We start from the raw sequence: 11,714 nt of genomic DNA, 5'->3' as shown, positions 1-11,714 counted from the left end.
CGCGAGGCCCTCCCGGCAAGCGCCGCGGACACGCTTCGCCGCGGCAGGATGGCGGACAGCGGCGGGCAGCTGTGCACGGCGTTCATGACGCTTCCTCCCACAGCTGCAGCAGGCGCCCGGCGACCGCCGCCGGATCGCCGGCGAGGCCGGCGGCGGTGGCGTCGAGGCAGGCGTCGCCGACGCGGATCTCGATGCCGGCGGCGATCTCCGCCGCCGCTTCGCAGCGCACGTCGGCGACGCCGGCCGCGGCCAGTCCGCGCAGCCAGTCGGCGACCTCCGCGGCGGCGACGGCGGCCGGATGGCGCAGCTGCCAGCCGGCCGCCGGCAGGCGCTGGCGCGCGATGCGGCAAGCCGCCGCGACCCAGCGCCGGCGCGTCGCCGCGTCGTCCCAGCGCCGCTGCAACGCCGGCGCAAGGCGATCGAGACCGGCCGCAACCGCGCCCAGCGCCAGCCGCTGCGCGCGTGAGCGTCCGGCCGCGTCGCGCCGGGCGGCGGCGGCCGCGCGCTCGCCGGCCAGTCGCGTGCGTTCGGCGACGAGCGCGCGGCGCAGCTCGCGGCGGGCGTCGGCGAGCGCGGCGGCGAGCAGCGCCTCGGCCGCTGCCGCGGCCGGTTCGAGGATGGCGCGGCAACGCGCGTCGCGGTCGGCGGCGATCGCCGCCAGCAGCCGGGCGCGCGCCCGTGTGATGGCGTCGTCGCCGCTCACGACAGCAGCCCCAGCAGGCGGCGCACGTCGGCCGCCGGGTCGCCGGCCGGCGGCTCGCCCGGACGCGCCGGCAGCACCACGAGCGGCGGCTCGCCGGCGGCGATCGCCGCCGCCAGCACGCCGGCCGGCAGGCGCGCCGCGCAGTCGGCGCCGACCAGCAGCAACCCGGCCTCGGCGCGCGCGGCGGCGAAGGCCGCGGCCTCGCCGCCGGCGGCGGCGACGCGCACAGCGACGCCGGCGAGCCGGAAGCCGGCCGCCGACACTTCGTCGCCGAGGTAGAGCAGCGGTTTCATGGCAGCGCGTTCAGGCCAGCCGGTTGAGGATCAGGATCGACACGATCAGCCCGTAGATGGCGATCCCCTCGGCCAGCCCGACGAAGATCAGCAGGCGGCCGAACAGCTCGGGCTTCTCGGCGAGCGCGCCGACCGCCGCCGCACCGAGCTTGCCGACGGCGATGCCGGCGCCGAGCGCCGACATGCCGGTGGCGAGCGCGGCGCCGAGCAGCCCCCACGCCGCCTCCTCGCCGGCCACGGCAGCGGCCGCCGCCGGCGTCGCGGCGAGCGCATCGGGGAACAGCAGCAGCGTCGCGGCGACGCCGACCAGCGCGGTGAACGCGGCGAGCGCGCCGATCAGCAGCGTTCGTGTTTTTTCAGTTTTCATGGCGAACCTCCCGGGAAGCTGCGTCGTGCGACGCGCCGGCCGGCGCCTGCGGATGGAAGGCGCGGCCGCTGCCGACGAAGAAGCGGGTGAAGAATTCGAAGAGGACGAGGCGCGTGGTCTGGATCGAGACAACCAGCACTTCCAGCGCGACGATGAACAGGTTGCCGAGGACGACGACGAGCAGCCATCCGACGCCGCCGCCGGCCGCGTCGGCGAGCATCGCGAGCGCCGCCGAGAGGCCGGCGTGGGCGATCGCGAAGGCGCCGACGCGGACGAAGGAGACGGTGTTGATCAGCAGCTGCAGCGTCTTCTCCAGGCACTCGGCGAGCCCCGCGAGCAGGCCGAGCGCGCCGCCGCGTGCGGCAAACGGCAGCTGCGCGAGCAGCGCCGCGGCGAGCAGCGGCACGACGTAGTCGGCCGGCACCGCGAACGCCGCGAGCAGCGCCAGGTAGAGCACGACGGCACCGCCCTCGCGGCGCACGAAGGCGGCCAGCTCGCCGCGCCAGCGCGCCTCGACGCCGGCCAGCGCGACGCTGAGCAGGAGCAGCGCGGCACCGGCGGCGATCGGCGGCAGCAGCACCGGCAGCGGATCGGCGAGCGGGTCGGTCCACAGCGGCGCGATGATTCCCCCCTGGCTGAAGACGCTGCCGAAGAGGAGGCCGAACAACGCGGCGGCGAGGCCGGCCGGGACGAGCAGCCGGGCCAGCGGCCAGCGCCCGCCGAAGGCGATGCCGGCGGCGCAGACGACGAGGCCCTGGCCGAGGTCGCCGAACATGTAGCCGAAGAGCAGCGGGAAGATCAGCGCCACCAGCGCGCTCGGATCGGCGGCGTTGCCCGCCGGCATGCCGAGCAGCCGGCAGAAGCGCTCGTAGGGGCTCGCCCACCACGGGTTGTGCAGCAGCAGCGGCGGCTGCAGCGCGGCCGGCGGCGGCGGGAAGCGCACCAGCGCGGCGAGGCCGGCGGCGGCGAGCGCGCCGCGGACGCCGGCCGGATCGCCGGTCCAGCCGGTGACGCGGCACAGCGCGCGACGTTCCTCGAGCGCAGCGACGTTGTCGACACCCCAGCAGCAGCAGCGGGCCGCCGCCAGCGCCGCCGCCAGGCCATGCTGGTCGGCAAGGCCGGCCAGCCGTGCGCGGGCGGCGACCGCCGCCTGCCGGCAGGCCTCGGCGCGCGCGGCGAGGCGCGCCGGCGCTTCCGCGTCGCCGAGCCACGCCGGCGCACTCAGCCGACGCCCGCCGGCAGCGGCCAGCTGTTCGGCGAGCAGCGCCATCGCCGGCGCCTCGCCGAGCGCGAACAGATAGCGCCGGCCGCCGGCGGCGAACGGCCGCAGCAGCAACCCCTCCGGCGCCGGCGGCGTCGCTTCCGGGCAGGCGAACAGCGCCGGCGACAGGCGACTGGCACCGGCCAGCGCCGCCCGCTCGCCGGCGCCGAATTCCGGCGCCGCGAGGATCTCCCGCCATTGCGCGAGTTCGGCCAGTTCGGCCTCGGCGGCGACCAGCGCGGCGATCGTCGGTGCCGCGGCGGCGGCCCAGCCGTCGACGCGGGCGATCGCCGCCGCCAGCGCTTCGTCCGGAAACGCCTGCGGCACCGCCGGCGCGACCTCCGGCCACCATTCGCGGTAGCGCCGTTCGAGTTCGCGGAAACGCTCGCGCCGGCGGTGGCGCTCGCCGTCGGCGCCGGCCACGGCGACGCTGCCGGCCTCGAACTCGGCGCAGCCGGCGGCGGCCAGCGCATCGGCGACGCCCAAGGCGTCCTCGCGCGCGGCAAGGATCTCGAACCAGCGGGCGCATTCGGGGCGCAGCGTCATGGCGCCTCCTCGCGGCCGAGCGCCCGCAACAGCAGTTCGCCGCGCAGGCGTTCGAGGTCGAGCGCGAGCAGCAGCAGGTAGGCGAAGGCCGCCGCCGGCGACTGCGCATGGCGGCGGAACCAGTGCCGCGCGTCGCGGGCGAGCGCGCGCCGCGCATCGCCGGCGGCCGCGGGCGGCAGCTCGGCGAAGCGGGCGAGATGCGCGGCGACGCCGGCGGCGATCGCGTCCAGCCGGCGCGCGTCCTCGCCGCCCGTCGGCCAGCGCCGGCGCCAGTCCGCCAGCCAGGCCGCCAGCGTCGCCGGCAACAGGCTTTCGGGCGCGCCGAGGCAGGCGGCGAGCACCGGATCGCGCTCGGCCCAGGCCGGCGGCTCGCCGCCGCCGGCAAGCCAGGAACGCGCCGGCAGGTCGACCAGCGCCGCGCACCAGCGCACCGCGTCCGCCCACTCGGCGGGCAGCCAGCGTGCCGTCTCGTGCACCGCCTCGCGCCAGCGCAGGCGCAGCGCCAGCTCGATCTCGTGCGGCCCGGCCTCGTCGCCGATGCCGGCCAGCCAGCCGGCGAGCGAACTCGCGCGCGCCGCGGCGAGATAGGCGGCGAACCCGGACTGGCCACCGAGGCGCTGCCACGCGGCCTCGTCGGGACGCGCGCCGTGGCGGGCCTGCATGCGTGCCTGGGCGTATTCCATGGGCGACCCCTTTCGCCGATTGCCGCGCGCTAGCCGAAGTCGCCGCCGCAAAGCTCGTCGGCGAGGCGATCGACCGCTTGCTCCAGCCGGCGCAACGCGTCGGCGTCGAGCGTCACGGGGGCCGCCGCGGCCTGCGCCTCGGTGGCGAGCGCAGCCAGCGCCGCAGCCTGGCGCGCCGCATGGCGGCGGCACCAGGCGCAACATTTCTCGCGGGAACGCTCGGACAGTTCGGCCGCCGCGGCGCGCGCGGCGGCCAGCCGGCGCTCGGCTTCGGCGCGGCAGGCGAGCACCGCCGCCTCGGCCGCCGCTTCGGCGGCGATCACCTCGGCGAAGGCGGCATCGACCGCTGCGTCGGCCGCCCCCGGCCTCTCCGGCGCCTCCCCGTTGTTTGCCATGACCGCTCCTCTCCTTCCGGAACAAGCTTGTCGTGCCTTTGTCCCACTATAGACAACGGCAATGACGGCGTCAGGAAACGCGGCCGCGGCAACGCGGCTTTCGACAGGCGGCGGCGCGCTGTCTATGCTGGAAACGGTTTATCCCGCACGCAAAGAAGGAGGTGCAAGCATGCTCCGAAAACTGATCCCGGCCCTGCTCGCCGGCACACTGCTGCTCGCCGGCCCGGCGGCCTACGCGAAGAAGGACGGCCCCAACACCGGCGGCAAGTCGCCGCAGCACATGAGCGAGAAAGGGCAGATGAACACCAACGCCCCGGCGATGGGGCAAGACAAAGGGATGATGCGCGCCGACCAGCGCAAGAACGAACAGGGCCTCGCCCACGACCAGGCCGGCGGCATGGACAAGAAGGCGAAGAAGGAGAACAAGGGCAAGTCGAAGGGCCACGACAAGTAACCTGTCCGCCCGTGCGTCGCGGCCGGCCCGGCAGACGCCGGGCCGAGGCGCTCGGGAAACTTGCGCGTCGCCTGCCCTCGCCGTCCCGCCGGCGGCAACAGCGCCTTCAGACGCCGGGCATCGCGAGGAAATTCGGTAGCGCCTTGACCCGCGCGATCCATTGCCGGATATGCGGGTAATCGGCGAGCGAGACGCCGCCTTCCGGCGCCAGCGCGACGTAGGGGAAGACGGCGCAGTCAGCGATCGTCGGCCGCGCCAGCGCCAGCCACGGGTGACGCGCCAGGTGGGCGTCGAGCAGCGGCAGGATGCGCGCCGCGCGCTTCAGCGTGTCGGCCTTGTCCAGCGCGTAGCCGAACTTGTCGACCAGGCGCGCCGACGCCGGCCCGTTCTGCACCTCGTTGGCGGCGGTCGACAGCCACTGCATGACCTCGCCGAGGCCGGCCGCGTCGCGCGGCAGCCAGCTTTCGCCGGCGTACTTGGCGGCCAGGTAGACGAGGATCGCCTGCGAATCGCGCAGCACCACCTCGCCGTCGACCAGGATCGGAATCTCGCCCCAGGGGTTGAAGTCGATCAGCGGCGGCTTCTTGTGCGCGCCGGCGAGGAAGTCGACCGCCACGATGTCCAGCGGAATCTGCGCCAGCGCGGCGAACAGGCGAACCTTGTAGCAATTGCCCGACAACTCCAGATCGTACAGCTGCATGCTTTTCTCCTTTGCGGATGATGAAGGGAACGACGTTGTGGCCCGCCTCACGGCTCGGCGCCGCCCAGCTCGCGCAGCTGCGCTTCGAGCCGCGCGATGCGCTGGTGCAGGGGATCGAGCAGCGACGACAGCTCGCGCTCGCTGTAGCGCGGCGTGATGTGGCGGGCGCAGTTCCAGTCGAAGGCCGCGACCTCGATCAGCAGCACGCGCTCGACCGGCGCCTCGGCGTCGCCGGCCGGCAGTTGCCAGAGCGCGGCCAGCGCCGCGTCGCTGGCCGCGGCCAGGTCGAGCACGCGGGCATGGCCGAGCAGCTTGAGGCGGCGGCGCTGCGGATAGTCGACCAGGATCAGGCAGACGCGGTCGTTGCCGCCGAGGTTGCCGACGCTCTGGTACTGCAGGTTGCCGCGGAAATCGGCGAAGGCCAGCGTTGTCGGGCCGAGCACCTTGAGGAAGCCGGGGTTGCCGCCGCGATGCTGGACGTACGGCCAGCCGGTGTCGCCGACGGTGGCCAGGTAGAAGCTGTCGCGCGCAGCGATGAACTCGCGTTCGCGTGCGCCGAGTTCGCTGTTGTCGCTGCCGCCGGCGGCGTAGCGCTCGGCCTGCGCACGCGTGCCGTAGCGCGCCTGCGCCGCTTGCACGCTGGCGGTGAAGGTCAGTTGCGCGAAGCGTCGAGGCATGACGATCTCCTGATTCGAAGGCGGCGCCCGTTGCGCGCCGGCGATGGATGCCATGCTGATCGCTCCGGCTATCGAAATAAATAGACGAATGCTGAACTGACTACACCGCTCAACGGTGTAATATCGCCGGCATGGACAAGCTGCGGGCCATGGAGACCTTTGTGCGCATCGTCGAGGCGGGCAGCCTGACGGCTGCCGCCGCCGCGCTCGACACCTCGCTGACCTCGGTGGTGCGCTCGCTGGCAACGCTCGAAGGCGCACTCGGCACGCGCCTGCTCAACCGCACGACGCGCCGCATCGCGCTGACCGACGAGGGGCGCGAGTACTTCGCGCGCTGCCGGCGCGTGCTGGCCGAAGTCGAGGAAGCCGAGGCCGCCCTCTCGGCGCGGCAGGCGACGCCGGCCGGCCGGCTGGCGATCACCGCGCCGGTAATGTTCGGCCGCCTGCACGTCGGGCCGGTGCTCAGCGACTTCCTCGCCGTTCATCCGGCGGTCCATGCCGAACTGATGCTCTTCGACCGCGTCGTCGACCTGCTCGACGAAGGCATGGACGCGGCGATCCGCATCGGCCACCTGCGCGACTCGTCGCTGGTCGCCGTGCCGCTCGGCACGACGCGCCGCGTCGTCTGCGCCAGCCCGGCCTACCTGCGCCGCGCCGGCACGCCGCGGCGGCCGGAGGACCTGGCCGGGCACCGCTGCCTGCAGTTCCTCGGCGTCGCCCCCGGCAGCGAATGGGAATTCGCCGGCGGCGACGACGGCGGCAAAACGATCCGCGTGCCGATCAAGGGCCTGCTCGCCACCAACCAGATCAACGTCGCCCTCGATGCCTGCGGCAAGGGGCTCGGCTGCGGGATGTTCCTCGACTACCAGGTGCGCGACGCGCTCGCCGCCGGCACGCTGCGGCGGGTGCTGCAGGATTTCGAACCGCCGCCGATCCCGGTGCAGCTGGTCTACCCGCACTCGCGCCTGCTTTCCTCGCGCCTGCGCAGCTTCGTCGACTGGGCGGTGCCGCGGTTGCGGCAGCGGCTGGCGGACGGCTAAGCAAACGTCACCTGCAGATCGTTGCCGACGATGGCGAAGGTCGGCGTCATGCCGTCCACGCTGTTGCCGGCGAATTGATCCGCCGAGAAATCGGAGAGGTTCGGCGCGCTGAGGATCGTGTAAGGCGTGCCGGAGGCGACTCCACTCCCCTGGAAGGAGAAGGTCGTGTAGTCGCGGATGGCCAGCTCGCCGCTCAGCGCGAGACTGGTCGGGTTGGCACCGAGCTGGACGCGGAGGATGCCGCCGGCCAGGTCGAGGTTGCCGAGGGTAACCCCGCCGCTGTGGTAGCTGAGATCCAGTTCGCCGTTGTCTGCCAGATAGACGCTCGCCGTCCCGCCCGAGGCATTGTCGTAGAACGCGATCTTGCCGCCGTAGCCGCCGTCGGTGCCGCCGTAGGCGACGAGGACGGCGCTGCCCGCGCTCGACGTGCCGGAGAAGGTCGTGTAGCCGCCGGCAGCGCCTTCCAGGTAGGCGCCCAGGTTGTAGAAGGTGCCGTTGCCGGCGGTGGGTACATTGCCGCCGTCGCTGCCCTGGCCGGCACCGGATTGGCTGCTGCCATAGACCGAGAACTCGGTGAAGCCGGCCGCGCCGCCCGCCACCGGCGCGGGGTGGTTGTAGAAGGTGGCGTTGCCCGCCGTCGGGGAGTAGCGGGTCGGCAGGCTGATCGAGAAGATCGTGTGGCCGGCGCTGGAATTGCCCTTGATCTCGCTGCCGTAGTTGTTGAAGGTGCCGCTGGCCGCGGTCGGCGAGCCGTGTTTGGCGGTGAACTCGACGTGGCCGCCGCCGCCCTGTGCGCCGCCGCGCGCGCCGAAATTGAAATAGGCGCCGTTGCCGGCCGAGGCTCCGCCCGTCGTCACCTCGGGCGGGTTGTTGTTGAAGCTGGTGACGCCGCCGTAGGCACCGGCGGCCGGGGCGGCGTAGTTGTAGAAGTGGCCGTTGCCGCCGTTGGCCGTGCCGTCGAAGGCGACGTCGCCGCCGTTGGCCTGGCTGCAGCTGCCGCCCTTATTGTAGAAATGGGCGCCGGCGGCGGTCGAGTTGTCGTAGAACTGCGTGTTGCCGCCGTCGCCGCCGGAGACGGTGCCGCCGATGTTGGTGAAGGTGGCGTAGGCCGCGGTCGAATTGTCGTGGAAGACGGCATTGCCGAAGGTGTCGCCGTCGCTGCCGAGGCTGCCGTAGATGGTGAAGCTGGCCGAATCCGCCGTCGACGAATCGCCGAAGCTGATCTCGCCGCCCACCGTGCTGCCGCTCTTCGGGGGCGTGCCGGCGCCGGTCCAGGCCATGAAGCTGGCACTGCCGGCGGAGGAGGTATCGACGAAGCGGATGACGCCGCCGCCGTAATCCTGCTGCGTCGCCGGACCGGCGCAGTAGAAGTTGTTGCTGCCGCCCGCCGACGCGGAGTTCGTGAACTCGAGCTGCGGATTCTGGTAGCCCGCGCTGGCGGCGGCAACGATGAAACTCTGCTGGCTCATCGACGCGTTGGCAACGCCGGCGCCGGTGATCGCCAGCGTCGGCGAGGCGGGCGAAGCGGCGCCGAACGTGAAGGTGTAGGCCGGCGCGCCGGCGGCAAACTCGATGCTGCCCACTGCAGTACCTGCCGCCTGCGAAAAGCCGATCATCGTCTGCGACGAGGCGGCGAAAGCGGCCTTGTCCATGGGCACCTCGGCAGGGGTCCAGTTGCTTGCCGTGTTCCAGTCGCCGCTCGCCGCTTGGGCGTTCCAGGTTGCTTTGCTCATCCATGTCTCCGTTGTCGTTATCGATGATGGGGGCCGCGTCACCGTCGATGAATCGCGCCGGTAGCGGCTGACGCGCAGTTACCGGTTGAGATAGCGCCGTTCGAACTCTACCGGAGAAAACCCGCTCGCATACAGGAAGCGTTGGCAGTGCGACCACGACCCAGCAGGCGTTCGCTCACCCGCGCCCACGATGCGGGGCAAGCCACCATGAAAAACGGCGCCCCGCGGGGCGCCGTTCCTTGGCCGGAAAGACCGAGCGATCAGGCGTCGACCGTCGCCGCGACCTCGACGAAGTCCTGGATCTGGTCGAAGTTCATGTAGCGGTAGATGTCGGCGGCCTTGGCGTTCACCACCTGGATCTGCTCCATGTACTCGGCGACCGTCGGGATCTTGCCCATCAGCGCGCACATCGCGGCCAGTTCGGCGGAACCCAGGTAGACGCGGGTGTCGATGCCGAGGCGGTTCGGGAAGTTGCGCGTCGAGGTCGACATCGCGGTGCTGCCCTTGCGGATCTGCGCCTGGTTGCCCATGCACAGCGAGCAGCCCGGCATTTCCATGCGGGCGCCGGCCTTGCCGAGCACCGAGTAGTAGCCTTCTTCCGTGAGGATGAGGGCGTCCATCTTGGTCGGCGGCGCGATCCACAGGCGGGTCGGGATGTCCGACTTGCCTTCGAGGACCTTGCCGGCGGCACGGAAGTGGCCGATGTTGGTCATGCACGAACCGACGAAGACTTCGTCGATCTTGTCGCCGGCGACTTCGGACAGCACCTTCACGTCGTCCGGGTCGTTCGGGCAGGCGACGATCGGCTCCTTGACGTCGGCCAGGTCGATCTCGATCACGGCGGCGTACTCGGCGCCGGCGTCGGCCTTCAGCAGCGTGCCGTTGGCGATCCACTCTTCCATCGCCTTGATGCGGCGGCGCAGCGTGCGCGCATCCTGATAGCCCTCGGCGATCATCCACTTCATCAGCGTGATGTTCGAGCGCATGTACTCGACGATCGGCTCCTTGTTCAGCGCCACCGCGCAGGCGGCGGCCGAACGCTCGGCGGCGGCATCCGACAGCTCGAAGGCCTGTTCGACCTTGAGATCCGGCAGGCCTTCGATTTCGAGGATGCGGCCGGAGAAGATGTTCTTCTTGCCCTTCTTCTCGACGGTCAAGAGGCCGGCCTTGATCGCGTACAGCGGGATGGCGTTGACCAGGTCGCGCAGCGTGATGCCGGGCTGCATCTTGCCCTTGAAGCGGACCAGCACCGATTCCGGCATGTCCAGCGGCATGACGCCGGTGGCGGCGGCGAAGGCGACCAGGCCGGAGCCGGCCGGGAAGGAGATGCCGATCGGGAAGCGGGTGTGCGAGTCGCCGCCGGTGCCGACGGTGTCCGGCAGCAGCAGGCGGTTCAGCCACGAGTGGATGACGCCGTCGCCCGGACGCAGCGCGACGCCGCCGCGGGTCGAGATGAACGACGGCAGTTCGCGGTGCATCTTGACGTCGACCAGCTTCGGATAGGCGGCGGTGTGGCAGAACGACTGCATCACCAGGTCGGCCGAGAAGCCGAGGCAGGCGAGGTCCTTCAGTTCGTCGCGGGTCATCGGGCCGGTGGTGTCCTGGGAGCCGACGGTGGTCATCTTCGGCTCGCAGTAGGTGCCCGGCAGAATGCCCTTGCCTTCCGGCAGACCGCAGGCGCGGCCGACCATCTTCTGCGCCAGCGAGTAACCCTTGCCCGGATCGTTCGGCTGCTGCGGCAGGCGGAACAGCGTCGACGGGGCGAGGCCGAGCGCTTCACGCGCCTTGGTCGTCAGGCCGCGGCCGATGATCAGCGGAATGCGGCCGCCGGCACGGACTTCGTCGAGGATGACCAGGGTCTTCAGCTGCGACTCGGCGATCGTCGCGCCGTTCTTGGTGGCGGTGACCTTGCCGGAAGCGGCGTCGATCTTCAGCTCGATCTCGTCGCCCATGTCCATCTGGCCGGCGTCGATCTCGATCGGCAGCGCGCCGGCGTCTTCCATCGTGTTGAAGAAGATCGGGGCGATCTTGGAACCGAGGCAGACGCCGCCGAAGCGCTTGTTCGGCACGAACGGGATGTCTTCGCCGGTGAACCACAGCACCGAGTTGGTCGCCGACTTGCGCGAGGAACCCGTGCCGACGACGTCGCCGACGTAGGCGATCAGGTTGCCCTTGGCGGCGAGCTTCTCGAGCTGCTTGATCGGGCCGCGGGTGCCCGGCTCGTCGGCCTCGATGCCCGGACGCGGGTTCTTCAGCATGGCCAGCGCGTGCAGCGGGATGTCCGGACGCGACCAGGCATCCGGGGCCGGCGACAGGTCGTCGGTGTTGGTCTCACCCGTCACCTTGAACACGGTCAGTTTTTGGGACGCCGGCACTTCCGGACGCGAGGTGAACCACTCGGCGTCGGCCCAGCTCTGCATCACCGCCTTGGCGTTGGCGTTGCCCTTCTTGGCCAGCTCGGCGACGTCGTGGAAGTAGTCGAACACCAGCAGCGTCTTCTTCAGGCCTTCGGCGGCCACCGCGCCGACCGCGGCGTCGGCGAGCAGGTCGATCAGCGGCTTGACGTTGAAGCCGCCGAGCATCGTGCCGAGCAGCTCGGTCGCCTTCTCCTTGGAGATCAGCGCGCAGCTCTCCTCGCCCTTGGCGACTTTCGCCAGGAACTCGGCCTTGACCTTGGCCGCGTCATCCACGCCGGCCGGCACGCGGTAGGTGATCAGCTCGACCAGTGCGGCCTCCTCGCCCTTCGGCGGATTCTTCAGCAGCGCGACCAGCTCGGTGGTCTGTTGCTTCGACAGCGGCAGCGGGGGGATACCGAGGGCAGCACGTTCAGCGACGTGGGCGCGATAGGCTTCAAGCACGGCG

At 71.8% G+C, this 11,714-nt stretch carries 12 protein-coding genes; 2 read left to right on the top strand and 10 right to left on the bottom strand.

The window, feature by feature from the left end:
• Window positions 1-82: 82 nt before the first annotated feature.
• Genes IWH25_RS10675 through IWH25_RS10650 form a run of 6 tightly spaced genes read right to left on the bottom strand, consistent with a single transcriptional unit; the run spans window position 83 to window position 4,248 of the window.
• Window positions 83-703: a hypothetical protein gene (locus IWH25_RS10675; protein ID WP_203385788.1), complete on the bottom strand. Its 621-nt coding sequence runs from the start codon at window positions 701-703 to the stop codon at window positions 83-85.
• Window positions 700-996 carry a hypothetical protein gene (locus tag IWH25_RS10670; RefSeq protein ID WP_203385787.1) on the bottom strand — a complete coding sequence of 99 codons (297 nt, stop codon included), beginning with the start codon at window positions 994-996 and terminating at the stop codon, window positions 700-702. Before IWH25_RS10670 ends, IWH25_RS10675 begins: the two co-directional genes overlap by 4 nt.
• A gap of 10 nt (window positions 997-1,006) precedes the next feature.
• Window positions 1,007-1,363 carry an ATP synthase subunit C gene (locus tag IWH25_RS10665; RefSeq protein WP_203385786.1) on the bottom strand — a complete coding sequence of 119 codons (357 nt, stop codon included), beginning with the start codon at window positions 1,361-1,363 and terminating at the stop codon, window positions 1,007-1,009.
• The gene (locus tag IWH25_RS10660; RefSeq protein ID WP_203385785.1) at window positions 1,353-3,170 is read right to left on the bottom strand and encodes a V-type ATP synthase subunit I; all 1,818 of its coding nucleotides are present in this window, start codon (window positions 3,168-3,170) and stop codon (window positions 1,353-1,355) included. Before IWH25_RS10660 ends, IWH25_RS10665 begins: the two co-directional genes overlap by 11 nt.
• Complete coding sequence (locus IWH25_RS10655; protein ID WP_203385784.1) at window positions 3,167-3,853, bottom strand: hypothetical protein; 687 nt, start codon at window positions 3,851-3,853, stop codon at window positions 3,167-3,169. The genes IWH25_RS10660 and IWH25_RS10655 overlap by 4 nt, the downstream gene beginning before the upstream one ends.
• Before the next feature lie 29 nt (window positions 3,854-3,882).
• Entirely contained in the window at window positions 3,883-4,248 is a 366-nt protein-coding gene (locus IWH25_RS10650) for a hypothetical protein (protein ID WP_203385783.1), read from the bottom strand.
• Between the two features lie 169 nt (window positions 4,249-4,417).
• Between IWH25_RS10650 and IWH25_RS10645 the strand changes: the two genes are divergently transcribed.
• Window positions 4,418-4,702 (top strand): hypothetical protein, encoded by a 285-nt coding sequence (locus IWH25_RS10645; protein ID WP_203385782.1) that lies wholly within the window; start codon window positions 4,418-4,420, stop codon window positions 4,700-4,702.
• Window positions 4,703-4,808: 106 nt separating this feature from the next.
• On the opposite strand, the gene IWH25_RS10640 is transcribed toward IWH25_RS10645, so the two are convergent.
• Window positions 4,809-5,402, bottom strand: coding sequence for a glutathione S-transferase family protein (locus IWH25_RS10640; protein ID WP_203385781.1), 594 nt, complete (start codon window positions 5,400-5,402; stop codon window positions 4,809-4,811).
• Window positions 5,403-5,449: 47 nt separating this feature from the next.
• Window positions 5,450-6,079, bottom strand: coding sequence for a pyridoxamine 5'-phosphate oxidase family protein (locus IWH25_RS10635; RefSeq protein WP_203385780.1), 630 nt, complete (start codon window positions 6,077-6,079; stop codon window positions 5,450-5,452).
• A gap of 131 nt (window positions 6,080-6,210) precedes the next feature.
• On the opposite strand from IWH25_RS10635, the gene IWH25_RS10630 reads away from it, so the two are divergent.
• A complete protein-coding gene (locus IWH25_RS10630; RefSeq protein ID WP_203385779.1) occupies window positions 6,211-7,119 on the top strand; it encodes a LysR family transcriptional regulator in 909 nt (302 codons plus the stop codon).
• On the opposite strand, the gene IWH25_RS10625 is transcribed toward IWH25_RS10630, so the two are convergent.
• A complete protein-coding gene (locus tag IWH25_RS10625; protein WP_203385778.1) occupies window positions 7,116-8,852 on the bottom strand; it encodes a hypothetical protein in 1,737 nt (578 codons plus the stop codon). The genes IWH25_RS10630 and IWH25_RS10625 overlap by 4 nt on opposite strands.
• Window positions 8,853-9,112: 260 nt before the next feature.
• Complete coding sequence (locus tag IWH25_RS10620; RefSeq protein ID WP_203385777.1) at window positions 9,113-11,710, bottom strand: bifunctional aconitate hydratase 2/2-methylisocitrate dehydratase; 2,598 nt, start codon at window positions 11,708-11,710, stop codon at window positions 9,113-9,115.
• Window positions 11,711-11,714 lie beyond the last annotated feature (4 nt).

Source organism: Azospira restricta (genome assembly GCF_016858125.1).
In the GTDB taxonomy this organism is placed as follows: Bacteria; Pseudomonadota; Gammaproteobacteria; order Burkholderiales; family Rhodocyclaceae; genus Proximibacter; species Proximibacter restrictus.
This window is presented reverse-complemented; position numbering and strand designations above follow the sequence as displayed.

Coding starts and splice junctions, on each gene's coding strand:
- IWH25_RS10665 (WP_203385786.1), bottom strand. CDS start 1,363: ATGAAAACTGAAAAAACACGAACGCTGCTGATCGGCGCGCTCGCCGCG.
- IWH25_RS10660 (WP_203385785.1), bottom strand. CDS start 3,170: ATGACGCTGCGCCCCGAATGCGCCCGCTGGTTCGAGATCCTTGCCGCG.
- IWH25_RS10650 (WP_203385783.1), bottom strand. CDS start 4,248: ATGGCAAACAACGGGGAGGCGCCGGAGAGGCCGGGGGCGGCCGACGCA.
- IWH25_RS10630 (WP_203385779.1), top strand. CDS start 6,211: ATGGACAAGCTGCGGGCCATGGAGACCTTTGTGCGCATCGTCGAGGCG.
- IWH25_RS10655 (WP_203385784.1), bottom strand. CDS start 3,853: ATGGAATACGCCCAGGCACGCATGCAGGCCCGCCACGGCGCGCGTCCC.
- IWH25_RS10645 (WP_203385782.1), top strand. CDS start 4,418: ATGCTCCGAAAACTGATCCCGGCCCTGCTCGCCGGCACACTGCTGCTC.
- IWH25_RS10670 (WP_203385787.1), bottom strand. CDS start 996: ATGAAACCGCTGCTCTACCTCGGCGACGAAGTGTCGGCGGCCGGCTTC.
- IWH25_RS10640 (WP_203385781.1), bottom strand. CDS start 5,402: ATGCAGCTGTACGATCTGGAGTTGTCGGGCAATTGCTACAAGGTTCGC.
- IWH25_RS10625 (WP_203385778.1), bottom strand. CDS start 8,852: ATGAGCAAAGCAACCTGGAACGCCCAAGCGGCGAGCGGCGACTGGAAC.
- IWH25_RS10635 (WP_203385780.1), bottom strand. CDS start 6,079: ATGCCTCGACGCTTCGCGCAACTGACCTTCACCGCCAGCGTGCAAGCG.